Source organism: Streptomyces sp. CNX435 (assembly GCF_059570575.1).
This window is the reverse complement of sequence record NZ_JCANTA010000002.1, coordinates 628154-654272: the sequence shown is the minus strand read 5'-3', so window position 1 is coordinate 654272 and position 26119 is coordinate 628154. Positions and strand designations below refer to the sequence as shown.

26 protein-coding genes and 1 pseudogene are annotated in these 26119 nt (G+C 75.4%); 13 read left to right on the top strand and 14 right to left on the bottom strand.

What is annotated here, in order from left to right:
• Window positions 1–24 precede the first annotated feature (24 nt).
• The gene (gene sigJ, locus T328_RS06110) at window positions 25–915 is read right to left on the bottom strand and encodes an RNA polymerase sigma factor SigJ (RefSeq protein ID WP_496494818.1); all 891 of its coding nucleotides are present in this window, start codon (window positions 913–915) and stop codon (window positions 25–27) included.
• Window positions 916–1164: 249 nt separating this feature from the next.
• Between sigJ and T328_RS06105 the strand changes: the two genes are divergently transcribed.
• The 4 genes from T328_RS06105 to T328_RS06090 all read left to right on the top strand — a co-directional run bounded on the left by T328_RS06105 (window position 1165) and on the right by T328_RS06090 (window position 5838).
• Window positions 1165–2697 carry an alkaline phosphatase D family protein gene (locus T328_RS06105; protein WP_496494913.1) on the top strand — a complete coding sequence of 511 codons (1533 nt, stop codon included), beginning with the start codon at window positions 1165–1167 and terminating at the stop codon, window positions 2695–2697.
• A gap of 67 nt (window positions 2698–2764) precedes the next feature.
• Window positions 2765–3274, top strand: coding sequence for a DUF1990 domain-containing protein (locus T328_RS06100; protein ID WP_496494817.1), 510 nt, complete (start codon window positions 2765–2767; stop codon window positions 3272–3274).
• An 89-nt stretch (window positions 3275–3363) separates the two neighbouring features.
• Window positions 3364–4065 carry a GNAT family N-acetyltransferase gene (locus T328_RS06095; protein WP_496494816.1) on the top strand — a complete coding sequence of 234 codons (702 nt, stop codon included), beginning with the start codon at window positions 3364–3366 and terminating at the stop codon, window positions 4063–4065.
• Between the two features lie 87 nt (window positions 4066–4152).
• Complete coding sequence (locus tag T328_RS06090; protein ID WP_496494815.1) at window positions 4153–5838, top strand: DUF885 domain-containing protein; 1686 nt, start codon at window positions 4153–4155, stop codon at window positions 5836–5838.
• Between the two features lie 102 nt (window positions 5839–5940).
• Here T328_RS06090 and T328_RS06085 read toward each other — a convergent pair whose 3' ends face one another.
• The 3 genes from T328_RS06085 to T328_RS06075 are packed head-to-tail and all read right to left on the bottom strand — an operon-like array spanning window position 5941 to window position 10805.
• Complete coding sequence (locus T328_RS06085) at window positions 5941–8955, bottom strand: AAA family ATPase (RefSeq protein ID WP_496494814.1); 3015 nt, start codon at window positions 8953–8955, stop codon at window positions 5941–5943.
• On the bottom strand, window positions 8952–10127 hold the full coding sequence (locus tag T328_RS06080) for an exonuclease SbcCD subunit D (protein ID WP_496494813.1): 1176 nt from the start codon (window positions 10125–10127) through the stop codon (window positions 8952–8954). The genes T328_RS06085 and T328_RS06080 overlap by 4 nt, the downstream gene beginning before the upstream one ends.
• Window positions 10128–10178: 51 nt before the next feature.
• Window positions 10179–10805, bottom strand: coding sequence for a YigZ family protein (locus tag T328_RS06075; RefSeq protein ID WP_496494812.1), 627 nt, complete (start codon window positions 10803–10805; stop codon window positions 10179–10181).
• A gap of 74 nt (window positions 10806–10879) precedes the next feature.
• On the opposite strand from T328_RS06075, the gene T328_RS06070 reads away from it, so the two are divergent.
• Window positions 10880–11287 (top strand): CoA-binding protein, encoded by a 408-nt coding sequence (locus T328_RS06070; RefSeq protein ID WP_496494811.1) that lies wholly within the window; start codon window positions 10880–10882, stop codon window positions 11285–11287.
• 32 nt (window positions 11288–11319) lie between these two features.
• On the opposite strand, the gene T328_RS06065 is transcribed toward T328_RS06070, so the two are convergent.
• Together T328_RS06065 and T328_RS06060 are read right to left on the bottom strand one after the other, a co-directional pair.
• Window positions 11320–11874: a YbaK/EbsC family protein gene (locus T328_RS06065; RefSeq protein WP_496494810.1), complete on the bottom strand. Its 555-nt coding sequence runs from the start codon at window positions 11872–11874 to the stop codon at window positions 11320–11322.
• A 20-nt stretch (window positions 11875–11894) separates the two neighbouring features.
• On the bottom strand, window positions 11895–12467 hold the full coding sequence (locus T328_RS06060) for a helix-turn-helix domain-containing protein (RefSeq protein WP_496494912.1): 573 nt from the start codon (window positions 12465–12467) through the stop codon (window positions 11895–11897).
• A gap of 106 nt (window positions 12468–12573) precedes the next feature.
• Between T328_RS06060 and T328_RS06055 the strand changes: the two genes are divergently transcribed.
• Window positions 12574–13440 carry an EamA family transporter gene (locus tag T328_RS06055; RefSeq protein WP_496494809.1) on the top strand — a complete coding sequence of 289 codons (867 nt, stop codon included), beginning with the start codon at window positions 12574–12576 and terminating at the stop codon, window positions 13438–13440.
• A gap of 143 nt (window positions 13441–13583) precedes the next feature.
• Here T328_RS06055 and T328_RS06050 read toward each other — a convergent pair whose 3' ends face one another.
• Window positions 13584–14288, bottom strand: a complete 705-nt coding sequence (locus tag T328_RS06050) for an acyltransferase (protein WP_496494808.1) — start codon at window positions 14286–14288, stop codon at window positions 13584–13586.
• Window positions 14289–14404: 116 nt separating this feature from the next.
• Between T328_RS06050 and T328_RS06045 the strand changes: the two genes are divergently transcribed.
• Window positions 14405–14950 carry a gamma carbonic anhydrase family protein gene (locus tag T328_RS06045; RefSeq protein ID WP_496494807.1) on the top strand — a complete coding sequence of 182 codons (546 nt, stop codon included), beginning with the start codon at window positions 14405–14407 and terminating at the stop codon, window positions 14948–14950.
• 14 nt (window positions 14951–14964) lie between these two features.
• Here the strand turns inward: T328_RS06045 and T328_RS06040 are convergent, their stop codons facing one another.
• Window positions 14965–15417, bottom strand: a complete 453-nt coding sequence (locus T328_RS06040; RefSeq protein ID WP_496494806.1) for a DUF4442 domain-containing protein — start codon at window positions 15415–15417, stop codon at window positions 14965–14967.
• Window positions 15418–15480: 63 nt separating this feature from the next.
• Between T328_RS06040 and T328_RS06035 the strand changes: the two genes are divergently transcribed.
• Entirely contained in the window at window positions 15481–16416 is a 936-nt protein-coding gene (locus T328_RS06035; protein ID WP_496494805.1) for a DUF8017 domain-containing protein, read from the top strand.
• Window positions 16417–16469: 53 nt separating this feature from the next.
• Window positions 16470–17891, top strand: a complete 1422-nt coding sequence (locus T328_RS06030) for an MFS transporter (RefSeq protein ID WP_496494804.1) — start codon at window positions 16470–16472, stop codon at window positions 17889–17891.
• Here T328_RS06030 and T328_RS06025 read toward each other — a convergent pair.
• From T328_RS06025 to T328_RS06015, 3 genes and pseudogenes are all read right to left on the bottom strand, one after another.
• Window positions 17822–18685 carry a spermidine synthase gene (locus tag T328_RS06025; RefSeq protein WP_496494803.1) on the bottom strand — a complete coding sequence of 288 codons (864 nt, stop codon included), beginning with the start codon at window positions 18683–18685 and terminating at the stop codon, window positions 17822–17824. The genes T328_RS06030 and T328_RS06025 overlap by 70 nt on opposite strands.
• Before the next feature lie 88 nt (window positions 18686–18773).
• Window positions 18774–18932: pseudogene (locus tag T328_RS06020) on the bottom strand (EF-Tu C-terminal domain-related protein); the annotation flags it as partial.
• Window positions 18933–19166: 234 nt separating this feature from the next.
• Window positions 19167–20009 carry a DNA alkylation repair protein gene (locus T328_RS06015; protein WP_496494802.1) on the bottom strand — a complete coding sequence of 281 codons (843 nt, stop codon included), beginning with the start codon at window positions 20007–20009 and terminating at the stop codon, window positions 19167–19169.
• A gap of 74 nt (window positions 20010–20083) precedes the next feature.
• Between T328_RS06015 and T328_RS06010 the strand changes: the two genes are divergently transcribed.
• Window positions 20084–20887: a TVP38/TMEM64 family protein gene (locus T328_RS06010; protein ID WP_496494801.1), complete on the top strand. Its 804-nt coding sequence runs from the start codon at window positions 20084–20086 to the stop codon at window positions 20885–20887.
• Between the two features lie 55 nt (window positions 20888–20942).
• The gene (locus tag T328_RS06005; RefSeq protein WP_496494800.1) at window positions 20943–21812 is read left to right on the top strand and encodes an undecaprenyl-diphosphate phosphatase; all 870 of its coding nucleotides are present in this window, start codon (window positions 20943–20945) and stop codon (window positions 21810–21812) included.
• 13 nt (window positions 21813–21825) lie between these two features.
• Here T328_RS06005 and T328_RS06000 read toward each other — a convergent pair whose 3' ends face one another.
• The gene (locus T328_RS06000) at window positions 21826–22398 is read right to left on the bottom strand and encodes a hypothetical protein (protein ID WP_496494799.1); all 573 of its coding nucleotides are present in this window, start codon (window positions 22396–22398) and stop codon (window positions 21826–21828) included.
• 101 nt (window positions 22399–22499) lie between these two features.
• Here T328_RS06000 and T328_RS05995 point away from each other — a divergent pair, with 101 nt between their 5' ends.
• Both T328_RS05995 and T328_RS05990 read left to right on the top strand, forming a co-directional pair.
• Window positions 22500–23189 carry a response regulator transcription factor gene (locus tag T328_RS05995; protein ID WP_496494798.1) on the top strand — a complete coding sequence of 230 codons (690 nt, stop codon included), beginning with the start codon at window positions 22500–22502 and terminating at the stop codon, window positions 23187–23189.
• Between the two features lie 6 nt (window positions 23190–23195).
• The gene (locus tag T328_RS05990) at window positions 23196–24560 is read left to right on the top strand and encodes a sensor histidine kinase (RefSeq protein ID WP_496494797.1); all 1365 of its coding nucleotides are present in this window, start codon (window positions 23196–23198) and stop codon (window positions 24558–24560) included.
• Window positions 24561–24576: 16 nt separating this feature from the next.
• On the opposite strand, the gene T328_RS05985 is transcribed toward T328_RS05990, so the two are convergent.
• Window positions 24577–25458 carry a VTC domain-containing protein gene (locus tag T328_RS05985; protein ID WP_496494796.1) on the bottom strand — a complete coding sequence of 294 codons (882 nt, stop codon included), beginning with the start codon at window positions 25456–25458 and terminating at the stop codon, window positions 24577–24579.
• The gene (locus T328_RS05980) at window positions 25455–26060 is read right to left on the bottom strand and encodes a DUF4956 domain-containing protein (protein ID WP_496494795.1); all 606 of its coding nucleotides are present in this window, start codon (window positions 26058–26060) and stop codon (window positions 25455–25457) included. The genes T328_RS05985 and T328_RS05980 overlap by 4 nt, the downstream gene beginning before the upstream one ends.
• Between the last annotated feature and the right edge of the window lie 59 nt (window positions 26061–26119).

Genomic DNA, 26119 nt, shown 5'->3' with positions numbered 1-26119 from the left:
GTGTCCGGCGGGTCTGTCCAGCCGTTACGGGGTCACGCCGCCGAGCCTGTCCGGGTTGCGCATGACGTAGATGCGGGCGATCCGGCCCGCCAGCATGTCCAGCACCATGACGGTGTCCGGCCGGCCCTTCGACAGCAGCACCAGCCCGGGCCGGCCGTTGATCTCGCGGATCACGAAGCTCGGGTCCACCAGCTCGTCGATATCCCGCATCGCGCCGATGAAGAACCGGCCCACCTTGTCGGCGCTCCCGATGACCCGCCGCGGCGCCTTGGCCTTGCCGCCGCTGTCCGAGATCAGGTCCACGTCCTGGGCGAGCAGCGTCATCAGCCCCTCCAGGTCGCCGCCGGCCGCGGCTTCGAGGAACCTCTCGGTGATGTTGCGCTGTTCGACGAGGTCCACGTCGTAGCGCGGCTTGCGCTCGACGACGTGCCGGCGGGCGCGGCCGGCGAGCTTGCGGACGGCCTCGTCGGAGCGGTCGAGCATCGCGCCGATGTCCGCGTACGGGAAGCCGAAGGCCTCCCGGAGCACGAAGACGGCCCGCTCCAGCGGCGACAGCGACTCCATGACCACCAGCATCGCCAGCGTCACCGACTCGGCGAGCAGCGCCCGCTCCGAGCCGTCCGACAGCTCGTCGCCGCGGACGTCGGTGGCCACCGGTTCCGGCAGCCAGGAGCCGACGTACGCCTCCCGCCGCGCCTGCGCCTGGCGCAGCCGGTCGAGGGAGAGCCGGGTGGTGATGCGCACGAGATACCCACGCGCGTCGCGGACCTGTTCGCGGTCCGCGGACGACCAGCGCAGCCACGTGTCCTGCACGACGTCCTCCGCGTCGGCGAACCCGCCGAGCATGCGGTATGCCACGCCCATGAGGACGGAACGGTGCTCTTCGAAGACGTCGAGGTCGGTGCCGTGTGCCACGCCCTCATACCACCTGACGGGACACCCGCCTGTCCAGTCGTGCACCGCCCGATTACACCGGCGGGAGCGGGCGGCGGGACGGCTGCCCGCGCGTCGCACTTCCCACGGCGTGGAGGCAGTTGTTCACTTGTCGTTCGTGTCATGGGCAACACACGCCGGTAGGTCTGACGGCGCACTAGGATCCGCACGTCGACGGGAGACCAGGTGAACACGGGAGACAGGGCGAGCGGCGGCCCCTCGCGCCGGTCGGTGCTGCGCGGCGGCCTCGCCGCGCCCGCCGCGCTGGCGGTGCCCACGCTGTTCGGCGGCGCCCCGGCGCAGGCGCTCGCGGGCCGGCCGGAGGCCGCGTGGGGCGTACAGGTGGGCGACGTGACGGCCGCGGGCGGCACCGTGTGGGTGCGGGCCGACCGGCCGGCGCGGATGGTCGTGGAGACCTCCGCGACGGGGTCGTTCCGCACGGTGCACCGCCACCGCGGCCCGCTGCTCGGCCCGCGTACCGATTACACCGGCACCGTGCGGCTGCACGGGCTGCCGCCCGGTGAGCAGGTGCACTACCGGGTGGTGCTGGAGGACGTGGACGACCCGCGCCGCTCCGGCGAGCCGGTCCCGGGGACGTTCCGTACGGCTCCCGGGCGCGGCCACGACGTGCGCTTCGTCTGGTCCGGCGACGTCGCCGGCCAGGGCTGGGGCATCAACCCCGACCGCGGCGGCTACCGCGTGTTCACCGAGATGCGGGGACTTGATCCGGACTTCTTCCTGCACAGCGGCGACACCGTGTACGCGGACGGCCCGCTGACCGCCGAAGTGCCGCTGCCCGACGGCACGGTATGGCGCAATCTGGTCACCGAGGAGAAGTCGAAGGTCGCCGAGACGCTCGCCGAGTACCGCGGCAACTTCCGCTACAACCTGCTCGACGGGAACCTGCGCCGCTTCAACGCGCAGGTGCCGATCGTCGCGCAGTGGGACGACCACGAGGTCGTCAACAACTGGTATCCGGGCGAGATCCTCACCGACGAGCGCTACACGGAGCGGCGCGCCGACGTGCTCGCGGCCCGCGCCCGGCGCGCGTTCGCCGAGTACCTCCCGGTGCCGGCGCTGCGCCCGGACGGCGCCGGCCGGATCTACCGCAGGATCCCGTACGGGCCGCTGCTCGACGTCTTCGTGCTGGACATGCGTACGTACCGCAACGCCAACTCCGACGGGCTCGCCCCGGACGACGTCCACGGCATCCTCGGGCGCGAGCAGCTGGCCTGGCTGAAGGAGGAACTGCAGCGCTCCCGCGCGGAGTGGAAGGTCATCGCCTCCGACATGCCGCTGGGCCTGGTCGTGCCGGACGGGACGACGGCGATCGAGGGGGTCGCACAGGGCGACCCGGGCGCGCCGCTGGGGCGGGAACTGCAGCTCGCCGAGGTGCTGCGGCACATCAAGCACCGGCGCGTCACCGGCACCGTGTGGCTGACCGCGGACGTCCACCACACCTCCGCGCAGCACTACGACCCGGCGCGGGCGGGGTTCACGGACTTCGCGCCGTTCTGGGAGTTCGTCACCGGGCCGCTGCACGCGGGCGCGTTCCCGGGCAGCGCGCTGGACGGCACGTTCGGGCCGGAGCGGGTGTTCCTCAAGGCGCCGGAGACGGGCAACGTGGCGCCGAGCCAGGGCTTCCAGTTCTACGGCGAGGTGCAGATCGACGGCGGCAGCCGCGAGCTGACGGTGCGGCTGCGCGAGGAGGGCGGCGCGGTGCTGTTCACGAAGGTGCTGCAGCCGGGGCTCGTCGGGCAGTAGCCGGGACACCGGAGTCCGCGGACGTCCCGCGGCGGCACGTCGCCGGACGACGCGTACGCTGCGGGGCGTGGACGACTTCACGTACGCCCCGGTCGGCGCCACCCGCGCGGGCCGCCGGCCGCCTGGCTTCGACGCCTTCGCGGTGCGTACCCGGGTCGGCTCGGGCCCGGCGGCGTACCGCACGGCGACGGAGGCGGTGCTGACGTTCCGGATGCACCGCGCGGTCGGGGTCACCGTCGACGCGGACGGGCCGCGCGCCGAGCCCGGCGTGCGGCTCGTCGTCGGCCTCGGCCGGCGCCCGCTGCGTGTTCTCGCGCCCTGCCGCGTGGTGTGGGCGGAGCGGGGCGAGCGGCGCGGGGGTTTCGGGTACGGCACGCTGCCGGGGCACCCGGAGACGGGTGAGGAGGCGTTCGTCGTGGAGTGGGCGGACGACGGCGCCGTCTGGCTGACCGTCACGGCGTACAGCCGCCCCGCCGCCCGATGGGTGGCAACCATGGGGCCGCTTCTGGGCGTCTTCCAGCGCGCGTACGCACGACGCTGCGGCCGGGTGCTGCGCCGGCTGACGGCCGTCGGCTGAAAACTGACCCCATAGGTCCGATTCACCCTTTACCATCCGGTCACAGCTCGTTCTTGATCACGCAATACCCGTCCGGAAAGCTGGAGTTCATGGCCGATCACACCGCACCGCCGGAGGAGGACCCGCGCCGCACGCCCGGCGCGCCGGACCCTCCCCCACAGCACGCTGCGCGTGCGTGGGCGGTACCCCCACCGATCGCCGCCGTGGCCCTGGCGGGCGCCCGGCCGCACCCGGTGCCGGGCAGCCGCACCACCGCGCGCCCGCCGCGACGCCGCGACGCGTCGGCGCCGCGCGGCGGCAGCCCCCTCACGGTCCGCGAGGCCGGGCCGGAGGACCACGAGGCCGCGCTGGCGATGCACCAGCGCTGCTCCCGGCGGACACTGGCCATGCGCTACCAGGGCCCGCCCGGCGAGGCCGACTCCTACCTGCGCCACCTGCTCAGCCCGCACTTCGGCCGGACGCTGGCGGTGCAGACGGCCGGCGGCCGGCTGGTGGCCCTCGGACACCTGCTGTGGGACGACGCCGAGGCGGAGGTGGCGCTGCTGGTGGAGGACGCCTGGCAGCGCCGCGGCCTCGGTACGGACCTGCTGCGGCGGCTGCTCGCGACGGCGGCGGGCATGGGCTACCGCAGCGTGTACGTCGTGACCCGGTCGCTGGACGCCGCCATGGCCGCCACCGTGCGCAAGGCGGGCGTGCCGCTGGACTACGAGGTGGCGGGCGCCACCCTGATCGTCACCGCCCACCTGGACGAGCCGCTCACCGCCGCCGCGGGTCCCGCGGGGCCGCACTGACGCCGGCGGCGCCCGCTGCCGCCTCCGTAGGGCATGACGCCGTTTCGGTGATGACGCCGCCCACCTCCGTATACGAGGATGGCCCGCATGCCCGACTCCACGAACGAGCGACTGCCCCGGCAGGTGGCGGACGCCTACGTCGACGACCTGATCGACCTCGACCCCATCAGCGGCACCATGCTCGGCGTGCCGGAGAGCTCCCGTACGCTCCCCGACTTCTCCCCCGACGGCCAACGGGCCGTAGCGGAGCTGGGCCGCGCCACCCTGGCGGCCCTCGACGAGGCCGAGCGGCGGCCCGGCGCGGACAGTGACGCGGAGCGGCGCTGCGGGCGGCTGCTGCGGGAGCGGCTGACCGCCGAACTCGCCGTCCACGACGCCGACGAGGGCCTGCGGGCCGTCAGCAACATCCACTCCCCCGTGCACCTGACGCGCGAGTGCTTCACGTTGATGCCGACCGCCGGCGACGACGACTGGGCGGACATGGCCGCCCGGCTGCGCGCGGTCCCCGCGGCGCTCGACGGGTACCGGCAGTCGCTGGCCGAGGGCATGGGCAAGGGGCTCCTCGGCGGGCCGCGGCCGACGGCGACGTTCGTCGGCCAGCTCACCGAGTGGGCGGGCGACGGGCGCGGCTGGTTCGGCGAGCTGACCGCCGCAGGTCCCGAGTCGCTGCGCGGGGAGCTGGACGCGGCGGCGGGCGTGGCCACCGCCGCCGTGAGCGAGCTGCGCGACTGGATGCGCGACGTGTACGCGCCCGCCACGGCGGACGCCCCCGACGTCGTCGGCCGCGAGCGCTACGCCCGCTGGTCGCGCTTCTTCAACGGCGCGGACCTCGACCTGGACGAGTCGTACGCGTACGGCTGGTCGGAATACCACCGGCTGCTCGGCGAGATGAAGACCGAGGCCGCGAAGATCCTGCCCGGCGCCGCCACCCCCTGGGAGGCGCTGAAGCACCTGGACGAGCACGGCGCCCACGTCGAGGGCGTGGACGCCGTCCGCGACTGGCTGCAGGGGATCATGGACGAGGCCATCGAGGCGCTGGACGGCACGCACTTCGAACTGGCCGAGCCGGTGCGCCGCGTGGAGTCCCGGATCGCGCCGCCGGGCGGCGCCGCCGCGCCGTACTACACGCCGCCCGCCGAGGATTTCTCCCGCCCGGGCCGGACCTGGCTGCCGACGATGGGCGAGACCCGCTTCCCGGTCTACGACCTGGTCTCCACCTGGTACCACGAGGGCGTGCCGGGCCACCATCTGCAGCTGGCGCAGTGGGTGTACGTCAAGGACCAGCTCTCCCGCTACCAGTCGACGATCGGCTGGGTGAGCGCCAACTGCGAGGGCTGGGCGCTGTACGCGGAGCGGCTGATGGACGAGCTGGGCTTCCTCACCGACGCGGAGCGGCGGCTCGGCTACCTGGACGCGCAGATGATGCGCTCCACGCGTGTCATCGTCGACATCGGTATGCACCTGGAGCTGCCGATCCCGGACCACTCCCCCTTCCACCCGGGCGAGCGGTGGACACCGGCGCTCGCGCAGGAGTTCTTCGGGATGCACAGCGGCCGGCCCGCGGACTTCGTGGAAAGCGAGCTGACCCGTTATCTGTCGATGCCGGGGCAGGCCATCGGCTACAAGATCGGCGAACGCGCCTGGCTGCGCGGCCGGGACGCGGCGCGCAAGGCGCGCGGCGAGGCGTTCGACGCCAAGGCGTGGCACATGGCCGCGCTGTCGCAGGGCTCGCTCGGGCTGGACGACCTGGAGGCCGAGCTGTCCGCGCTGTGAGTCCGGCGCGAGGTGACGGCCGCGGTCCGGACGGGCCGCGGCCGTACGCTTCTCCCCGTCCCCGTCCCCGTCCCCGTCCCCGTCCCCGGGCCGGGCGGCCGGTCAGCGGTCGGCGGCCGTGCGGTGCCGTACGTGCGATCCCGCGCGGCCCTTGACCACCTCCAGCTGCGCCGGGATCCGCCGGCGCAGCTCCGGCACGTGGCTGACGATGCCCACCGTGCGGTCGCGCTCGCGCAGCGCGTCGAGAACGTCCAGCACCTCGTCCAGGGTCTGTTCGTCCAGGCTGCCGAAACCCTCGTCGATGAAGAGCGTGTCGAGCCGGACGCCGCCGGCCTCCTCGGCCACGACGTCGGACAGGCCGAGGGCCAGCGCGAGGGAGGCGAAGAACGACTCGCCGCCGGAGAGGGTGGCGGTGTCCCGCTCGGTGCCGGTCCAGGCGTCCACCACGTGCAGCCCGAGGCCGTGGCGTCCCCGGCCGCGGTCGCGGTCGGCGGAGTGCACCAGCGTGAACCGGCCGGAGGACATCCGCGCCAGCCGGGCCGTCGCGGCGGCGGCGACCTGTTCGAGCCGGGCGGCCAGCACGTACGACTCCAGCCGCATCTTCCGCTCGTTCTCCGCGGAGGTGCCGGCCGCGAGCGACGCGAGCCGGGAGACCCGGCGGTGCTCCGCACGCAGCGGGGCCAGCCGGCGTACCCGGCCGGCGGCGTCGGTGGAGAGCCCGCCGAGGGCGTCGCAGCGCTCGCGGGCGGCGTCGCGGGCGGTGGCGGCCGTACGGAGCCGGCGGCCGGCGGCGGCGAACGCCTCCTCGGCCTCGGCGACGGCAGCGGTCGGCCGCGCGGCAGCGGCGGCGGCACGCGGCTCGGCCAGGGCCTCGGCGACGGCCGCCTCCTCGGCCTGCCACGCCTCCAGCCGCGCTTCCAGGTCGCGCAGCGCCGCCGGGGCGAGCAGCGCCGCGGCGGCCTCCTCGGGCGTGCCGAAGCGGGCGCGGTAGGCGGCGTCGGCGACGCGGGAGTCGGCGTCCTTGCTGCGGTCGGCGGCGGCAGCGGCCTCGCGGGCGGCGCGGGCGGCGGCGGCGAGCCGGTCGGCCAGCGACGTCAGCTGGTCCGCGCGCTCTCCGACGCCGGCGGCGCCGCCGCGGGCGGCGCGTACCTCGGCGTCGCGGGCCGTCCGCTCGGCGGTGAGGGCGTCGGCGCGGGAGGCGCGGGCGGCGGCGCGGCTCTCGGCCCGCTGCCGGCCGCGTACGCGGCGGGCGTGCTCCTCGTGCGCCTGGTCCAGTTGCTCCCGTGCGGCGAGGGCGCCGGCGGCCGACTCCCGGGCCCGGCCCAGCTCCCCGGCCACCCGCTCGGCGACTGCGGCGAGGGCGTCCCCGCTCGCCTCCCCGGCCGCCTCGGCGGCGGCGTCACGGGCCTGGCGCAGCGAGTCCAGCCGCCGGCCGGCCTCTTCACGTACGCGCTCGGCGGCGCGGTAGGCGGCCAGGGCCTCGTTCTCCTCGCGCTCGCCGACCTGCTCGGCGCCGGCGGTGGCGGGAGCCGGGTGGGCGGCGGAGCCACAGACGGGGCAGGGCTCGCCGTCGGCCAGCCGCGCGGCCAACTCGGCAGCCATGCCCTCAAGGCGCCGCTCCTTGAGTCGCAGCCAGGTCTCCTGCGCCTCGGCGGCGCTCTCGCCGGCGGCGAGCTGCGCTCGCCGGGCCTCGTCGGTCCGGCCGTCCAGCTCGTCGCGGCGCTCGGCGGCGGCGAGCCGGCGGCGCGCGCCGTCGTGCTCGGCGGCGAGCTGCTCCGCGCGGGTGGCCGCCTCCTGGGCCTCGTCGACGCGGCGCTGGAGGCCGCCGCGGAGGGCCTCCCAGCCGTCGAGCCAGCCCGCGGCCTCGCGCAGCACGTCCTCGTCGGCGCGGGACTCCTCCTCCAGCCCGGCGAGTTCGCGGGCGATCTCCGCGCTGCGGGCCTCGGCGGCGCGGGCGGCGTCGAGGGCGCCCAGCTCCTGCCGGGTGCGGGCCTCGTGGGCGTCGAGCTGCTCGGGGCCGCCGCCGGCGACGGTGCCCGGCAGCGCGGCGCGGGCCGCCGCCTCGGCCGCGGCGGTGTCGCGGGCCGCGGCGGCGGTCCGGTCGCGCAGCTCCAGGGCGGGCGCCAGGGCGGCGGCGTCGCGGGCCCGGCGCAGCTTCTCGCCGAGCGCCGCGCGTTCTTGCCGCCGTTCTGCCAGCGCCTGCCGTCGCTGCCGGGCGTCCGCGTGCAGCCGTTGCAGCCGGGCCAGTTCGCGTACGTCCTGAAGGTGGCCGTCCGCCGCCGTGTGGGCGGACTCCGCGGTGCGCAGCCGCAGGTCGGCGGCGTCCGCCAGCTCGCGGGCGGTGGCGCGGGCGACGGCGGCGTACCCGAGGACGCCGTCGGCGAGGTCGGGGTCGCCCGGCGTGGCCTCGTCGGGCGACCAGCCGTCCGGGTCGCCGGCGATGGCCGGGCCGCCGGCCTGCCGGATGCGCTGGGCGAGGTGCAGCAGCCGTTCGTCGCCGTCGCGGACGGCCTCGTGGGAGCGGCGGCGCAGCTCGGCGAGGTGATCTTCGACGGCGGCGAAGCGGCCGGTGTCGAAGAGGCGGCCCAGCAGCTTCGCCCGGGCTTCGGCGTCGGCCCGCAGGAAGCGCGCGAAGTCGCCCTGCGGGAGCAGCACGACCTGGCAGAACTGCTCGCGGGTCATGCCCAGCAGGCTGCCGATCTCCTCGCCGATCTCCTGGTGCGACCGGCTGCGGCCGCGCCACTCGCCGGCCGCCGGGTCACGCTCGCGCAGCAGGCTGGTGGCCCGCTCCGTGGTGACGCCCTTGCCGTTGCGCTTGGGGCGGGGCTGGGCGGGCCTGCGGGTGACCTCCAGCCGGCGGCCGGCGACGGTGAAGTCGAGCGCGACCTCGGTCGGGGTGTCCGGCGCGGCGTGGTGGCTGCGCAGCGGGCCGCCCTGGCGGACGCCGGGCACGCCGCCGTACAGCGCGTAGCAGACGGCGTCGAGGACGGAGGTCTTGCCCGCTCCGGTGGCGCCCTGCAGCAGGATGATGCCGGCGCCGGACAGGGCGTCGAAGTCGACCTCCTGCGTGCCGGCGAAGGGGCCGAAGGCGGCGACGGCGAGCCGGTGGAGCCTCACCGGGCGGTCTCCTCACGTGCGTCGGCGGCGCGCACGGCGTCGAACGCGGCGTGCAGCACGGCCCGTTCGCCGGCCGTCGCCGCCGAGCCGGGTCTGACGTGGGCCACGAAGTCCTCGGCGATCTCGCGGTCGTCGCGGCCCTTGAGGCGGTCGGCGTACGAGGCGGCGCTTCCGGCCGCCGTGCCGTCCGCCGGCTCGGGGGCGAAGACGAGGCTGACGACGTGGGGGAAGCGCTCCGCGAGTCGGGCCATCGGCTCCTGCGGCCGTCCGGCGTCGGTGAGCGTGGCCTCGACCCAGGCGTCCTCGTGGGGCGTGAGCGCCGGGTCGGCGAGCAGGTCCGCCAGCCGGCCGTGCAGCCGCGCCAGCGGTCGCGGGACGGGAGCGTCGACGCGCTCGGCGGTGACGGCGCCGGCCGCGTCGAGGTCGACCAGCCACGTGGACTTGCGGTGGGCGGCTTCGGAGAAGGAGTACGCGAGCGGGGAGCCCGAGTAGCGCACGCGCTCGCCGAGGGTCTGGCAGCCGTGCAGGTGGCCCAGCGCGACGTAGTCGACGCCGGTGAAGACGGCGGCGGGCACGGAGGCGACGCCGCCGACGGTGATGTCGCGCTCGCTGTCGGAGACTTCGCCGCCGGTGACGAAGGCGTGCGCGAGGACGACGGAGCGGGTGCCGGCCGGGCGGGCGGCGAGGTCGGCCCGTACCCGGTCCATGGCGGCGGAGAGCACGGCGGTGTGACCGCCGCGGGGGGCGGCGAACTCCTCGCGCACCAGCGCCGGTTCGAGGTACGGCAGCCCGTAGCACGCCACGTCGCCGGCGGTGTCCCGCAGCAGGACGGGCTCGCCGACGCCCGCGGGGTCGGTACGCAGATGGACGCCCGCGCGGTCCAGCAGCCCGGCGCCGACGCCGAGGCGGCGCGCCGAGTCGTGGTTCCCGGAGATCATGACGACCGGCACGCCGAGCGCCCCGAGCCGGTGCAGCGCCCGGTCGAACAGCTCCACGGCGGCGAGCGGGGGCACCGCACGGTCATAGACGTCCCCCGCGACGAGCACAGCCTCGACCCCGCGCTCGGCCACCAGGGCGACCAGGTGGTCGAGGAAGGCGGCCTGGGCGTCGAGCAGGCTCACCCGGTGGAACGAGCGGCCCAGGTGCCAGTCCGAGGTGTGCAGGAAGCGCATGACGCCCGACTGTATCGGCGGGGTACGACAACCCGGGCCGTCACGGCCGTCTCACCCGGCGCCGTACACCTCGTCGCCGGGCCGGAGTTCGGCGCCGCCGGCGGTGGCGTCGGCCAGCCAGGAGCGGAAGCCGGCCAGCTCGCCGGCCGGTACGGCAACCTCGATCTCGACGTTCGCGCCGTACGCCACGCCGCGTACGTCGCGCCCGGCGGCGTGCAGGTGGCCGAGCATCTTGCCGGCCCGTCCGTGGTCGACGGTGACGGTGACCAGCCGCATCCGCAGCCGTGTCACGGTGCCGACGGCGTCCACGGCGGCGCCGACCGCGCCGCCGTACGCGCGGATGAGCCCGCCGGCGCCGAGCTTGGTGCCGCCGAAGTAGCGGGCGACGACGGCGACGACGTAGCGCAGCTCGCGGCGGAGCAGCAGGTGCAGCATGGGCAGCCCGGCGGTGCCGCCGGGCTCGCCGTCGTCGCCGGACTTCTGTACGCCGGCGTCGGCGCCGATGACGTACGCGAAGCAGTGGTGCGAGGCGTCGGGGTACGCGGTGCGCACCCGGGCGAGGACGGCCTGCGCCTCGGCCTCGGTGGCCGCGGGGGCGACGGTGCAGACGAACCGGGAACGGTTCACCTCGCTCTCGTGCACGCCCTCCCGGGCGACGGTCACGTACCCCTCGCGCATGCCGCCACCCTAGCCCCGCCCGCGGGCGGCCGTCCCGGGGGAATCGAGGGCTGTCCGGCGGGGTTGTACGGGGCATGCACGCAGATCAGGAGACGATTCGCAGGATACTCACCGCGACCGGCGACACATGGGCGGTGGTGGGGCTGTCCAACAACTCCTCGCGCGCGGCCTACGGTGTGGCGCGGGTGCTCCAGCGCTACGGCAAGCGCATCGTGCCGGTGCACCCCAAGGCAGAGACGGTGCACGGCGAGCAGGGGTACGCGTCCCTCGCGGACATTCCGTTCCCCGTCGACGTGGTCGACGTCTTCGTCAACAGCGACCTGGCCGGCGGGGTGGCCGACGAGGCCGTCGCGATCGGCGCGAAGGCGGTCTGGTTCCAGCTGGATGTGATCGACGAGGACGCGTACGAACGGGTGCGCGCGGCCGGTCTGGACATGGTGATGAACCGCTGCCCGGCCATCGAGATCCCGCGGCTCACCTGAGCGGCGACCGGCGCCGGAGGGGCCGGGGGCGGTCAGGCCCCGAGGCCGTCGAGGACCACGGCGCCGGGCAGTTCGGCGAGCGCCTTGCCGGGCACGATGAGCTTGCCGCGCCGCCGCCCGCTGCCGAGGACGAGGTACGGCGCGTCCGCCACGCGGGCGTCGACGAGGATCGGCCAGCCCTCCGGAAGCCCGAACGGGGTGATCCCGCCGTACTCCATGCCGGTCTCGGTCGTGGCCGTCTCGGTGCGGGCGAACGACGCCTTGCGCACGTCGAGATGGCGCCGGACGGTGCCGTTGACGTCGACGCGGGTGGTGGACAGCGCGACGCAGGCGGCGAGGGTGACGCTGCCGCCGCGCTTGCCGGCGACGACGACGCAGTTCGCGGAGCTCTCCAGCAGGTCCTGCCCGTACGCCTCGCAGAACGCGGCCGTGTCAGCGACCTCCGGGTCGGAGTCCACGTGCAGCAGCTCGGTGGCGGGGACGGCACCGTGCCAGCCGCGCAGGGCCGCGGCCACAGGGTCGGCGAGCAGCTCCAGGCGCTCGGTGGCGGGGGCGGCGTTGTCGAAGTCTCCGATGGGTGCGCGCATGTCCGTGACCCTAACGCGGGTCAGCGCGCGGGCGGTACCGAGACCGCCATGACCAGCTCCACCGGTTCCTCGCCCTCGTTGCGGTACGCGTGCGGCGCGCTCGCCTCGAAGCTGGCCGACGTGCCCGCGGGCACCGCGTGCGCCGTGCCGGCGACGACGAGCGTCAGGTCGCCGGCGGTGACGTGCAGCAGCTCGGTGGTGCCCGCGGGGTGCGGGTCGGAGCTGCTGCCGTCGCCCGGCATGAGCCGCCAGGACCACATCTCGAACGGGCCGGGGCTCTGGGTGCCGACGAGCAGCCGGCTGGCGCTGCCCCGCTTCGTCGTCCACATCCGCACGGCCCGGTGCGGGGGCACGAGCTGCACCTCGGGGCCGTGCTCGTAGTCCAGCAGCGTGGTGATGCTGATGCCCAGGGCGTCGGCGAGCTTGACCGTCGTGCCGACGCTGGGGTTCGTACGCGCCTGCTCTATCTGGATGATCATCCCGCGGCTGACGCCGGAGCGGCCGGCCAGTGAGTCCAGGGTGAAGCCGCGCTCGGCGCGCCAGTGCTTGAGGTTACGGGCGAGCGCATGCGTGAGGAGGTCGAAATCCGCCAAGGCTCCGTCCAACTCCATCCAATATTTTTGATGCGGCAGTCCACCACGATGAACTACACTGCGGAGAACCGCAGCGTTCATCACAGTGTACTCGGGGGACTTCTTCGTGACCGCAGTATTCGCCCTGGCCACCAGCATCCTCTACGGGCTCGCCGACTTCGGCGGCGGGGTCCTGAGCCGGCGCACGCCCGCGCTCACCGTCGTCGTGCTCTCGCAGATCGCCGCGACGGTGGTGCTGGGCGCCGTAGTGGTGGCCACCGGCGCCTGGAGCGAAGCGGGCCCCCTGCTGTGGTACGCGGTCGGGGCCGGCGTCGCCGGCCCGGTCGCGATGATCTGCTTCTACAGTGCGCTGGCCCGCGGCCCGATGGGGGTGGTCTCGCCGCTCGCCTCGCTGGCCGTGCTGGTGCCGTTCGGCGTGGGCCTGGTGGCGTACGGGGAGCGGCCCGGCCCGGTGCAGTACGCGGGCGGGGCCATCGCACTGGCCGGCGTGGTGCTGGCGTCCGGGCCGCAGCTGCGGGGGGCGCCGGTGGAGCGGCGGACTCTGGTGCTGACGCTGGGTGCGGCGGCGGGCTTCGGCGCGGTCTTCGCCTGCATCGCCGAGGCGTCCACGACCGTCACGGGGCTGTTCCTGGCGCTGTTCGTACAGCGGACGGTGAACGTGGCGGTGGGCGGCGCCGCGCTGTACGTCGCGGTGCGCCGGGGCGCCGCGGCGCTGCCGGAGGGCGGTTGGGACACGATACGGGCGGCGGCGCCCGGGCTGGTGTTCGTCGGCCTGGCGGACGTGGCCGCGAACGGGACGTACGCGATAGCCGCGCAGCACGGCCCGGTGACCCTGGCGGCGGTGCTGTCCTCGCTGTATCCGGTGGTCACGGCGCTGGCGGCGCGGGGCGTGCTGCGGGAGAAGCTGCGTGCGGTGCAGGCGGCGGGCGCGGGTCTGGCGCTGGCGGGGACCGTGCTGCTGGCGTCGGGGTGAGACGCCGGAGGTCCGGCGCGGCTCAGAAGTGGTTGCGGATCGTGTAGAGCAGCAGCCCGAAGGCGTGCAGGCACAGGACGAGCACCAGGACGATGCGCAGCGTGCGGTTGCTGATCATCCGATGCACCTCCCCCCGCTCGCGGTCACGTCGCCGCTTCCAGCGTGCCGGTCTGGGGCGGGTGCAGCGGCGGGTGCCAGCCGGACTCGGGGTCCCAGCGGCGCACGATGCGGGCCGGCGCGCCCGCGACCACCGCGTGGTCCGGCACCTCACCGCGCACCACGGAGCCGGCGGCGACGACCACGTTGCGACCGAGCCGGGCGCCCGGCAGCACGAGCGCGCCCGCGCCCAGCCAGCTGCCCGAGCCGATCTCCACCGGCGCGGAGCGCGGCCACTGCTTGCCCACCGGCTCGTGCGGATCGTCGTAGCTGTGGTTGGTCGAGGTGACGTACACGTACGGGCCGCAGAAGACGTCGTCGCCGATGGTGACGGGCAGGTCGGCGATGACGTGGCTGCCCCGGCCCAGCACCACGCCGTCGCCGAGCCGCACGGCCGTCTCCGGGCCCAGCGGGGCGTCGGGCGCCAGGCCGACGGTGAGCGTCACCTGCTCGCCGACGATGCAGTGCGCGCCCAGTTCGATCCGCCCCTCGCCGAAGATCGTGCCCTGCGGGAAGGCGAGGACCGTGCCGGCGCCGATCCGGCGGAAGCGGTACGGGCCCGGCTGCCCGGCGCTCACCGCGCCCGTGCTCCTGACCCACCGCCAGCCGCGGTGCACGGCGCGCGAGAGCAGCCGGCTCGTCACGGAGTTGCGCTGCTGGTTCGGCACCCGCTCACCGTACCCCTCCCGCACCTCGCATACGCTCTCCCGGAGCGCGGGCGCGACCGGCGGAAGACGACGGCCGCCGGCGGCTCACCAGGACCTACGACGGCGGGCGGCGAGCGCCGCCGCGAGCACCGGGAGCGGACATGTCAGGACGGCCGGAGCCGCTGATCGCGGCGGTGGGCGGGCGGCGGCCCGCGGTGGACCCGAAGGCGTACGTGGCCCCGACCGCGGTGGTGGTCGGGGACGTGACCGTCGGTGCCGACGCCAGCGTGTGGTACCACGCGGTGCTGCGCGGCGACTGCGAGGCCGTCTCCCTGGGCGCGGGCAGCAACGTGCAGGACAACTGCACGGTCCACTCCGACCCCGGCTTCCCCGTCGCCATCGGCGAGCGCGTGACCGTCGGCCACAACGCCGTGGTGCACGGTTGCACCGTCGGCGACGACGTGCTCGTCGGCATGGGCGCGACGGTGCTCAACGGGGCCGTGATCGGCGCCGGTTCGCTGATCGCCGCGCAGGCGCTGGTGCCGCAGGGCATGGAGGTGCCGCCGGGCTCCCTGGTCGCCGGGGTGCCGGCGAAGGTGAAGCGCCCGCTGACCGACGAGGAGCGCGCACACATCCGGCTCAACGGCGAGGGGTACGTGGCCCTGGCGCAGGCGCACCGCGAGGCACTGGGCGGCGCGGGCTCCTGACCGGCGCCGCCGGCTCAGTCGTTGGGCCGCAGCGTCCACAGCACCGTCATCCGCCCGCTGACGGCGCCGTCCCCGCGGACGATGTCGACCCCGACCGGGAACTCCGGCCGCGTCCCGGTGTCGAGTTCGGCCACGACCTCGGCGATCGGCCGGCCGAGCCGGGCGTGGGCGGTGACGTCGCCCCTGGCTACCTTCAGGAAGTCGATCTCCGCCCGCACCGGCAGCGGCACGGCCCGCTCCAGCTGGTCGCCGAACGCGGCGATCACGACGGCGCCGGTGGCCGACTCGGCCAGGGTGAACATCGCACCGGCGTGCGGGCCGCCGACGTGGTTGCGGTACTCCGGCCGGTCGGGGAGGCGGAGGGTGGCGGTCTCCGGAGTGATCTCGTCGTAGACGAGGCCGAGCGTGCGGACCATCGGGACCGATGCCTGGAGGAGTTCGCCCAGCGGCGGCATGGTGTCGGACATACGGGCACGTTACCAGCGGGTAATAAGTGTGACCACTCCCCGTCGCCAGCTATGTTGTTCGCCATGTGGCCAGGACAGCAGCCCGGGGGCGAGCAGCACCAGCAGCCGAACCCGTACCAGCAACAGCCCGCCCCGCACGGCCCGCAGGGCTACGACGGACAACAGCAGCAGGGGCAGTGGGGCCAGTCGGCGCCGCCCGGTGCGCCGGTCCCCGCGAGGAGCGGGACGACCCCCCGCGTCGCCGCCGCCATAATCGGCGCCGTCGCCGTGATCGCCGCGGCGGCCGTGACGGGTGTGGTGGTTCTCAACGAGGACGACGACGGCGGCGGAAAGGCGAGCCCAGGGGGCGGCGGAGGCTCGCCCTCCGGTTCGCCGTCCCCGTCGGCGAGCCAGCCCGTGCTCAAGGACGACCCCGACAACCCGCGCGGCAGCGCGGCCGACCAGAAGATCGACCCCGTCGTCTCCGGCTGGAAGGCCGTCTACAACGCCAAGCGCCACAACGTCTACGATGTGCCGCCGGAGTGGGAGGTGCAGTCCCCGACCATGTCCATCGGCTTCGAGGACGACTCCGGCCCGCTGGTGTCGATGACCGGTGCCGCGCTCTACAAGGACGGCATCTGCAAGTACGCCAGCCGCGCCGGCGCCGGCACCAAGGGCGGCATCGGCGCGAAGAACACCAAGGAAGCCGTCGAGAACGAGGCCGGCGCCTGGGCCGAGGCCGCCTTCAACACCAGCAAGAAGGCGACCGTCAAGCAGACCGAGCCGGTGCCGTTCACCAGCAAGCACGGTCTCCAGGGGCACATGGCGACCGCGACCGTCACCAACGTGCCGCGCGAGACCAAGTGCTCGGCCGACGGCAAGATCTTCGCCTTCACCTACGCCGACGTCAACGGCGAGTTCGCCACGTGGGTGCTGTACAGCGACACGGGTGTGGAGGACGAGGTCCCGGACGACACCGTCGCCAAGATCATGGACAGCCTGCGCCCGCTGGAGGAATGAGCGGACGCGAATTTCACTTGGCAGCCGGGCGGTAAGCCCGGCATAGTCCGCGGGTGACCCGTCCCCCCGCGCCCGGCGCCGACTCCGCACCGAAGCCCGCGCCGGAACCCGCGGCCAGGTGTGCTTCCGGACCCGCGCCCGGCCGGCGCTGGGCGGGACGCAACTACACGCTCCTGTCCCTCGCGGCGGTGATCACCAGCCTCGGCGCCTCCGGCGCGCTGATCGCCTCGGCGTTCGCGGTGCTCGACGCCGGCGGCTCCGCCACCGACGTCGGGCTGGTCGCGGCGGCGCGTACGACGGCGCTCGTCGTCTTCGTGCTCGTCGGCGGCGCGGTCGCCGACCGGATCCCGCGGCACCGGGTGATGGTCGTCGCGAACACCGTCAACTGCGCCTCCCAGGGCGTCTTCGCGGCGCTGGTGATCGCCGGCGAGGCACGGATGTGGCAGATGGTGCTGCTGTCCGCGGTCGGCGGTACGGGGCACGCGTTCTTCGCGCCCGCCGCCGAGGGCATGGTGCTCTCGTCGGTCACCGGCGAGCAGGCGGGCCGCGCCTTCGCGCTCTTCCGCGTCGGCATCAACGGCGCCGGGATCGGCGGGGCCGCGCTCGGCGGCGCGATGATCGCGGCGGTGGGGCCGGGGTGGGTGCTGGCCGTGGACGCGGGCGCGTTCGCCGTCGCCGCCGCGCTGCGGGCGTTCCTCGACGTCAGCGGCATCCCGGAGCGGCGGCCCGGCGGCGGCATCTTCGCCGATCTGAAGGTGGGCTGGCGGGAGGTGACCGGGCGGCCCTGGCTGTGGTCGATCGTGCTGCAGTTCGCGGTCGTCAACGCCGTGGTGGCGGCGGCGGAGGCGGTGTACGGCCCGCTGGTGGCGCGCGCGCACCTCGGCGGCGCGGGGCCGTGGGGCCTGGCGATGGGCGCCTTCGCCGCCGGGACGCTGGCGGGGGCGCTGGTGATGACGAAGTGGAAGCCGCAGCGGGTGCTGCTCGCCGGGGTGCTGTGCATCTTCCCGCTCGCGCTGCCGCCCGCGGCGCTGGCGGTACCGCTGCCGGTGGCGGGGCTGGCGGTGGTGATGTTCGTCTCCGGCACCAGCGTCGAGGTCTTCGCGGTGGCGTGGATGATGGCGCTGCACCAGGAGATAGCCGAGGACAAGCTGTCGCGCGTCTCCTCGTACGACTGGCTGGGCTCGATCGCGCTGATCCCGGTGGCCACCGCACTCGCCGGGCCCGCGCAGGACCTGGTGGGCCGGTCGGCGGCGCTGTGGGGCTGCGCGGCGCTGGTCGTCGTGCTGACCGCGGCGGTGCTGTGCGTGCCGGACGTACGGCGGCTGCGGCGGCGTACGGAGCACGCGGCGGCCGGGCCCGCCGCTACCGGCCGGACCGCGGGGGCGACCGCGGGCGCGACCGCGGATCAGCCGACCGTGAAGGCGTCGTCCGGCGGCTCGGGCGAGGGTACGGCGTCCGCGTCCGCGACCGGCTGAGCGCCGGCCGCCAAGCGCCGCAGCGCCGGCCCGTACTCGACCCGGGCGGGGAACGGGTCGCCGGCGGTGCGCCGTGCCAGCTCCGCGAGCGGCAGCCCGGCGCCGGCGGCCTCGCCCCGCTTCGCCGCCACCACCAGGACGTTGCCGAAGCGCCGGCCGCGTAGCACGGCGGGCTCCGCGACCAGGCACAGCTCGGGGAAGACGGCCGCGGCGGTGGCCAGTTGGGAGCCGAGGAAGCGGAACGGCGCGCTGTCGGCGAGGTTCGCGACGTAGATCCCGCCGGGCCGCAGCGCGCGGGCGGCGGCGGCGACGAACTCCAGCGACGCGACGTGCGCCGGGACCCGGGCGCCGCCGTAGACGTCGGCGATGACGAGGTCGCAGCTGGCCGGCGGGCGCCGCTCCAGCGCGGCCCGGGCGTCCAGGGCACGTACCGCGACGCCGCAGTCAGGCGGCAGCGGCAGATGCTCCGCGACCAGCGCGATCACCCCCCGGTCCGACTCGGCGACCTCCTGCCGGGAGCCCGGGCGGGTCGCCGCCACGTACCGGGGCAGGGTCAGCGCGCCGCCGCCGAGGTGCACGGCGTCCAGCGGACGCCCCGGCGGGAAGGCCAGGTCCACGACGTGCCCGAGCCGCCGCGCGTACTCGAACTCCAGGTACGTGGCGTCGTCGAGGTCGACGTACGACTGCGGGGCGCCGTCGACCGTGAGCAGGTACGCGCGCGGGCGGTCGACGTCGGGCAGCAGCTTCGCGGTGCCGCCGTCCACGGCGGCGACGACGGGGACGGGCTCCTCCACACCCGACATTGTGGGGGTGGAAGCCCGCCTTCCGTACCCGGACGCACGAATGCACGGATACGGAAGGCGGGCGGCGCCGGGCCGGGGGTCAGCCCAGCCCGGTGACGGTGCCCGCGCCGACGGTGCGCCCGCCCTCGCGGATCGCGAAGCCGAGCCCCTCTTCGAGCGGCACCTCGCGGCCCAGCTCGACCGTCATGGCGACGGTGTCGCCGGGCCGGGCGACGGCGGTCTCGCCGAGGTCGACGTTGCGGTGGAGCGGGGAAGTCTCCGTGCAGAACGCCCCCCGGAATCCGCCGCTGTGCGGCAGGGGGGCGTTTGTGCGTCAGCTACCCCGACGGTTCGGCCAGTCGTTCGTGACTGACGATCGACGCTGACCGGTCGGCGTAGCCGCGCACGTCGGCGTGCGCGGGTTCACCGTGATCGGGCACGCACACTGGCGCGGCGTCCGGCGAACGGCATTCCCGCCGCCGACCGGGAGCGGTCAGAGGTGCTTGAGCGCCTCGCGTACGGAGAGCGGGGACAGCTCGGCGCGGTGGCCGTCGACGAAGGCGCGTACGGCCGCCGGGCCGGTCTTCGCGTACTCGCGCAGGCACCAGCCGACGGCCTTGCGGATGAAGAAGTCGCGGTGGTCCGCGCGGCGCAGGCAGTAGCCGAAGAGGCGGCCGGTGTCGGTGGCGTCCTTGAAGCGCAGTTGGTGCAGCAGGGCGGTGCGGGCGATCCAGAGGTCGTCGTCCTCGATCCACTCGTCCATGGCGGCGGCCAGTTCGGGGTCGGCGGCGACGAGGCCGCCGACGACATGTGCGGCAAGCGTGTCGACGGTGTCCCACCAGGAGGTGGTGACGACGAGGTGGCGGACGACGGGCAGGAAGCCGGAGGAGCAGCGGCGCACATGGCGGCGGAGGAAGTCGACGGCGAAGTAGTGGTACTCGCGCTCCGGCAGCCGCCAGCAGCGCAGCGCGATCGCCGCGCAGTCCGCCTCGGCGGGGCGCGACGTGCCGTAGAGGACGGCGCGGGACAGCTCGCGGCGGCGGGGCGCGGGGATGCCGAGGAAGGGGGCTACGCCCCGGAGGTACGCGGTCGTCTGCGCGGCGCGCTCGGGGTCGGCGGCGGGACGATAGGCGGCGGTGAGGCGGTCGAGGACGGTGTCGGCGAGGGCGCTGGCGGGGGCCGGCGGGGCGCCGGGGGGCGCCGCGGGCCCGGAGGTGCCCGGGGCGGCCGAGGTGTCCGGGCCGTCCGGGGTGCCAGGGGTGTCCGGGGCGCCCGGGGCGTCCGGGGTCGAGGGAGCCTCCGGGCCTACGGGGACACTGGAGTGCTGCTGGGCCATGCCCGCCACCGTAGCTGCCGGAGTTGAGTGCGACGTCACGGCGCATGCCCGCCCGCGTCGGTTAGGCTCAGGCGGTGCCCGTACCCGCCGAGGCGACCGCCGTCGGCCGCGCCGTCCGCTGCGGCCGGGCTCTGCTGTCCCCGCGCTCCCGGCTGAGCCTGCTCGTCGCGCTCCTCGCCGGCGCGGTGGTCGCGGTCGTCGTGTGGCGGCCGCACCGCCTGCTGGTCGACGGGCTGCCGCCGCAGTTCACCGGCATGTCGGCGGTGATCGTCTTCGCCGTCGCGTACGGGCTGTGCACCGCGGCCCTCGTACCGCGTCCGCTGCTCAACCTGGCCTCGGGCACGCTCTTCGGCGCCCAGGCGGGCCTGGCCGGGTCGGTGTCCGGCACGGTGCTCGGCGCGGGCGTCGCCTTCGGGATGGGCCGGCTGCTCGGCCAGGACGCGCTGCGCCCGCTGTTGCGCGGGCGGTTGTTGACGGCGGCCGACCGGCAGCTGAGCCGGCACAGCTTCCGCTCGATGCTGGTGCTGCGCACCTTCCCCGGCGTGCCGTTCGCGGGGGTCAACTACGCGGCCGCGGTCTCCCGGATGAGCTGGGCGCCGTTCCTGCTGGCCACGGCGGTCGGCTGCGTGCCGAACACCGCCGCGTACGTGATCGCCGGCAGCCGGGCCTCCGACCCGCTCTCCCCCGTCTTCCTCGCCGCCCTCGGCTTCATCGTCGCCAGCATGGCGGCCGGCGCCGCGGTCGCCATGCGCCGGCGGCGCTCCGCCCGCTCCGGCACCGCGAGCGGAGTGATCACTTCCGGGGCACCCGCCGAGAGTTCCGCCACCGGGCACGCGGGCGTAACCGCAGCCGACCCTGGGGCCACGCGCCTCACGTAGGGGCCTTAACATCTCCTGCAACCCGTCAGCGAACTCAAGGACATGTGCAGCCCGTATGAGCTGGTTCGAAGCAGTCATCCTCGGACTCGTCCAAGGGCTGACGGAATTCCTGCCGATCTCCTCCAGCGCCCACCTCCGGCTCACGGCGGCCTTCGCCGGCTGGGAGGACCCGGGCGCGGCCTTCACGGCCATCACGCAGATCGGCACGGAGACCGCCGTGCTGATCTACTTCCGCAAGGACATCGCACGGATCGTCTCCGCCTGGTTCCGCTCGCTGACGGACAAGTCGATGCGCTCCGACCACGACGCGAAGATGGGCTGGCTGGTCATCATCGGCTCGATACCCATCGGGGTGCTGGGGCTGACGTTCCAGGAGTCGATCGAGGGCCCGTTCCGCGACCTGCGGCTGATCGCCACCACGCTGATCGTGATGGGCCTGATCCTCGGCTTCGCCGACTGGCGCGCCTCCAGCGGCGGCGGCCGGCACCGCGCCGTCGTACAGCGCAAGGAGCTCACCGACCTCACCACCCGCGACGGCCTGCTGTTCGGCCTCGCCCAGTCGCTCGCGCTGGTGCCGGGAGTCTCCCGCTCGGGCGCGACGATCACCGGCGGCCTCTTCCTGAACTACAGCCGCGAGGCCGCCGCCCGGTACTCGTTCCTGCTGGCCATCCCCGCGGTGCTCGCCTCCGGGCTCTTCGAGCTGAAGGAGGTCCCCGGGGCGACACACATGAACTGGGGCGGGACCGTGGTCGCCACGCTCATCGCCTTCGCGGTCGGATATGCCGTCATCGCATGGTTCATGAAATTCATCACGACCCGTAGCTTCGCGCCCTTCGTGATCTACCGCGTGCTGCTGGGGATCCTGATCTTCATCCTCGTCGCGGCCGGCGCGCTGGACCCGGAAGCAGGCGAGTCCGCGCACTGAGCGGCGTGCCCGCTCAGTCGCCGTCCGCGTCGTCGGCGTCGTCCTCCGCCGCTGACGCGGCCACGGGCCTGCCGTCCGTACACCGCAACACCACGACGACGTCCTCGCCTTCGTCGCCCGGCCCCTCCAGTTCGACGACCGCCGTGGCCGCCGGACCGCGCGCGACCTCCTCGACCGAGTAGCCGGCCGCGGGGCTCCAGTGGGTCAGCCTGATGTCGCCGCCGGGCAGGCACCGGGCGGAGGCGGAGCCGCCCGGGAAGGTGACCGTACGGGCCGGGGCGGACGGATCGGATGCGTCCGGCCGCCGGTCGGCGGCCGGGTCGCGGCCCGGGGACGGGCTGGCCGAGGAGCCGGGCGCCGAGGGGGCCGGCGGATCCGTACGCGAGTCCGCGCCCGCGTCCCCGCCGCCGCCGGCCTCGGCGAGGCCGCGGCGTACGTCCCCGCCGTCGAGCGGATCCGCCGCGCCGTACGAGGCGCCGGGGTCGGCGTTGGCCAGGGACCAGGCGCCCAGCGCGCCCGCGCCGCCGAGCGCGCACAGCCAGACGAGGACGGCCGCGGCCGGGCGCAACCGGGATGACCTCCACATACCCCCAGGATGCCCCGCCGTTCCCTAAAGGCCGGTTAAGTACGGGCAAAGCCCTGCCGCCCGCCCTGCCACCCGGGCGCGGCGGTGGCTACGTTGGCGGTATGCCCCATCTGCTCGTAGTCGAGGACGATCCGAAGCTGCGCACCGCGCTGGTACGTGCACTGCGGGATCGCGGACACGCGGTGGCCACCGCCGCGACGGGCGTTGCGGCGCTCGACGCCGCCGTGACCCACCCGCCGGAACTGATGGTGCTCGACCTGGGGCTGCCGGACATGGACGGGGCGAAGGTGCTGCGCATGCTGCGCGCGGTCAGCCGGGTGCCGGTGATCGTCGCGACCGCGCGGGACGAGGAGCCGGACATGGTGGCCGCGCTGGGCGACGGCGCCGACGACTACATCGTCAAGCCCTTCGGCGCGGCGCAGCTCGACGCCCGGGTCCGCGCGGTGCTGCGCCGGCTGGCGGCACCTGCACGGCACGAGCCGCTCCGGGTCGGCGGTCTCCTGATCGACGTCGCGGCCCGCGAGGCGCGCCTCGACGGCCGGCAACTGGAGCTCACGCCACGCGAGTTCGACCTGCTCGCGCATCTTGCGGCGCGGGCCGGGCGGGTCGTCAGCCGGCGGGAGCTGCTCGCCGACGTATGGCGGCTGCCGCTCGGCGGCGCGGACAAGACCGTGGACGTGCACCTGTCGTGGCTGCGGCGCAAGCTGGGCGAGACCGCCCAGCGCCCGCGCTACCTGCACACGGTGCGAACGGTGGGGGTGAAGCTCACGGCGCCGGACGAGGCAGGGTAGCGCGTCGTGCGCCGCCGGCTGCTGCTGGTCACCGGGGCCACCACCGCCCTCGTCCTGGCCGCCCTCCTCGTGCCGCTCGCCCTGCTGGCCCGCGGCCACGCCGCCGACCGGGCCACCGCGGACGCCACCCAGCGCGCCCAGTCGGTGGCCGCGGTCGTCGGCGGCGAGCTGGGCGGCGGCGGGCGCGGCGACACCACGGTCCGCGCGGTACTCGCGGGCGTCAACGGCGCGGATCTGCCGCGTACGTCGGTGCTGCTGCCCGACGGCCGGGTGCTCGGCCCTGCGGCGCGCGTCACCGACGCGGTGCGGCTCGCACGCACGGGGCGGGCGTTCACGTACGCGCCCGAAGGGGGCGGCCGGACGGTGCTCGTACCGGTGCAGGGCATCGCGGGCGGCACAGCGGTGGTGCAGGTCGTGGTGCCCGAGCAGATGTTGTACGCGGGCACGCTCGCGTCCTGGCTGCCGCTGGCCGGCCTCGGCGCCGGGCTCACCCTCCTCGGCCTGCTCGTCGCCGACCGTCTCGGCGCCCGCCTGGTCGGTGCCGCACGCCGGCTCGCGGCCGTGGCCGACCGGCTGGCCGCGGGCGACCTCTCGGCCCGCGCGGCCCCCGAAGGGCCGCAGGAGCTGCGGCTGGTCGCGGCCTCGCTGAACGGGCTCGCGGACCGCATCCACGCTTTCCGCACCGCCGAGCGGGAGAACGCCGCCGACCTCGCGCACCGGCTGCGCACCCCGCTGGCCGTGCTGCGCCTCGACGCCGAGGGCCTGCGCGACCCGGAGGAGGCGGAGCGTATTGGCTCCGACGCGGCGGCGCTGGAGCACGGCGTCGACGAGGTGATACGCGCCGCACGCCGGCCACTGCGCGACCCGGCCGCGGCCGTCGGCGACCTGGCGGAGGCCACGTGCGAACGCGCCGCGTTCTGGCTGCCGCTGGCGCAGGACCAGGACCGGCGGGTGGCGGTGGCCACGCCGGCCGGTCCGGTACGGGTACGGGTCGGCGGCGAGGACCTGCGGGCGGCTGTCGACGCGCTGATCGGCAACGTCCTCGACCACACCCCGCCGGGCACGCCGTGGCGCATCGCGGTGTCGGCGGACGGCCGGCTGGTCGTCGACGACGCGGGCCCGGGGTTCCCCCCGGGCCGGCCGGCGCTGCGGGGCCGCAGCGGCGCGGGGTCGACGGGCCTGGGGCTGGACATCGTCCGGCAGGCGGCGGAGGAGTCGGGCGGGTCGGTGGAGCTGGGGCGCTCGCCGGCGGGCGGAGCGCGGGTGACGGCGGTGTTCAGGCCGGCGCCCGGGGGTGCCGGGGAACAGGGGAGCAGGGGGCGTAGCGCCGGAGCCGACGGGGCCGGTGGTACCACCGGCAGCGCCGGATGACCGCGCCGACGCCGGGTCATCCGGCGCTGCCGGCCCAGGGCACGGCGGGCAGGGGTGCCGGCGCCGGTCGCCGCGCCGGCCGGACGTCCGCCGGCTGGTCCGCCGGGGGCGGGAAGAGGATGCGCGCCGACCGGCTCCAGCGGCCCGGGCCGAGCCCCGGGTGCAGGCCCGCCAGCGCCACGCAGTACTTCGTGCACTCCGCCGGGCGGATCCCGCGCTCGTACAGCAGCCGGTCGGCCGCGGTGGGCCGCCCCGCCGACTTGGTCTCGACGAGCACGACCCCGCCATCCGCGCGCACCTCCGCGCCCGTGTGGAGGTCCCGGCAGGCCAGGGCCGCGTCGCAGGTCACCCGGCAGCCCTCGGCGACGAACGTGGCGCGGACGTAGAACGTCACCAGGGTCGGCAGGAGCACGGCGGGCGGCGCCGTGCCGTACGTGCCGCCGAGCACCGCCGCCACGAACTCCCGCCCGGCGGGCCCGAGAGCGTACTCGTCCGGTGCCAGCCGCCTGCGGTGCTTGACGGTCTCGCCGCGCCGGCCCTTGAGTTTGACTTCGAGCTGCCGCTCGCCGGTGTCCGCGTACAGCCGCTCCCGCACCTTGAACCGGCGCCGCCGGCCCTGCCGGTGGTCACGGAACGACCGCAGGCAGGGTGTGTCGTAATAGACGGAGCGGTAGCGGAAGACCCGCAGGCCCTCGATGGTGAGCGTACGGAACCCGCCGAGCGCGGCGGCGAGGCCGGGGAAGGCTCCGGCGGGCACGAGATACGAACGGTCGACGCGGGTCAGCAGCTCCGCCTGCCGCAGCACCTCGGCCAGCGCCACCGGAGGCCGCCGCGCCGCGGCCGACTCCAGTGCGGTCAGCGCCGGTTCACCGGCGCGGGGCGTCCCCCCGGGCGTCACGCCGCCTCCCCCGCCGCCCCACCGCGCAGGTGCCGCAGCCGAGGCGCCGGTTCGCGGTAGCGCACGTCGACGACCGTCACCTCGCGTACGCAGTCCACCTCCAGCACCGTCCACTTCAGCGGCTCGCCCACCCGCCGGGCGAGCAGTGCGGCGAGTTGGTCGGGATCGGCCGCCACCGCGTCCAGCGTCACCACGGTCCGCTGGGTACGGGCCAGCAGCCGCGGGTGGTCGGCGCCCCAGACGGCGGCGAGGATGAGCCCCGCCAGCGCCGCGGCCACGCCCAGCGGCAGCCCCGGCAGGCCGCAGACGAGCCCGAGGACGAGGGTGCAGAAGTAGTACGCCACCTCCTCGTGCTGGAGGGTGTCCGACCGCAGCCGGATCATGGACAGCACGCCGAAGAGGCCGAAGCCGAGCGCCAGTCCGCCGTTCCCGCCCGCCTCCGCGAGCGCGGCTACGACGGCGAACAGCGCGACGTTCAGGGCGAGATAGCCGGGCACGAGGTCGCGTCTGCGATGGCGCGGGACGTAGACGGCGAAGGTGAGCGCGGAGACGGCGGCCAGGTCGACCACCCCGCGGGCGGCGAGCGCAGCGTAGGTATCCATGGCCGGCGACGGTAGTGACGTCCCGGTTAACGCCTCTTCCCGCCGGGGTTAACGACGGT

What these genes read in the sequence shown, in the direction of transcription:
- T328_RS05980 (WP_496494795.1), bottom strand. Translation starts at nt 26,060, where the DNA reads ATGGATACCTACGCTGCGCTCGCCGCCCGCGGGGTGGTCGACCTGGCC.
- T328_RS06035 (WP_496494805.1), top strand. Translation starts at nt 15,481, where the DNA reads ATGTGGCCAGGACAGCAGCCCGGGGGCGAGCAGCACCAGCAGCCGAAC.
- T328_RS06005 (WP_496494800.1), top strand. Translation starts at nt 20,943, where the DNA reads ATGAGCTGGTTCGAAGCAGTCATCCTCGGACTCGTCCAAGGGCTGACG.
- T328_RS06015 (WP_496494802.1), bottom strand. Translation starts at nt 20,009, where the DNA reads ATGGCCCAGCAGCACTCCAGTGTCCCCGTAGGCCCGGAGGCTCCCTCG.
- T328_RS05995 (WP_496494798.1), top strand. Translation starts at nt 22,500, where the DNA reads ATGCCCCATCTGCTCGTAGTCGAGGACGATCCGAAGCTGCGCACCGCG.
- T328_RS06070 (WP_496494811.1), top strand. Translation starts at nt 10,880, where the DNA reads ATGCACGCAGATCAGGAGACGATTCGCAGGATACTCACCGCGACCGGC.
- T328_RS06040 (WP_496494806.1), bottom strand. Translation starts at nt 15,417, where the DNA reads ATGTCCGACACCATGCCGCCGCTGGGCGAACTCCTCCAGGCATCGGTC.
- T328_RS06065 (WP_496494810.1), bottom strand. Translation starts at nt 11,874, where the DNA reads ATGCGCGCACCCATCGGAGACTTCGACAACGCCGCCCCCGCCACCGAG.
- T328_RS06045 (WP_496494807.1), top strand. Translation starts at nt 14,405, where the DNA reads ATGTCAGGACGGCCGGAGCCGCTGATCGCGGCGGTGGGCGGGCGGCGG.
- T328_RS06075 (WP_496494812.1), bottom strand. Translation starts at nt 10,805, where the DNA reads ATGCGCGAGGGGTACGTGACCGTCGCCCGGGAGGGCGTGCACGAGAGC.
- T328_RS06080 (WP_496494813.1), bottom strand. Translation starts at nt 10,127, where the DNA reads ATGCGCTTCCTGCACACCTCGGACTGGCACCTGGGCCGCTCGTTCCAC.
- T328_RS06000 (WP_496494799.1), bottom strand. Translation starts at nt 22,398, where the DNA reads ATGTGGAGGTCATCCCGGTTGCGCCCGGCCGCGGCCGTCCTCGTCTGG.
- T328_RS06090 (WP_496494815.1), top strand. Translation starts at nt 4,153, where the DNA reads ATGCCCGACTCCACGAACGAGCGACTGCCCCGGCAGGTGGCGGACGCC.
- T328_RS06095 (WP_496494816.1), top strand. Translation starts at nt 3,364, where the DNA reads ATGGCCGATCACACCGCACCGCCGGAGGAGGACCCGCGCCGCACGCCC.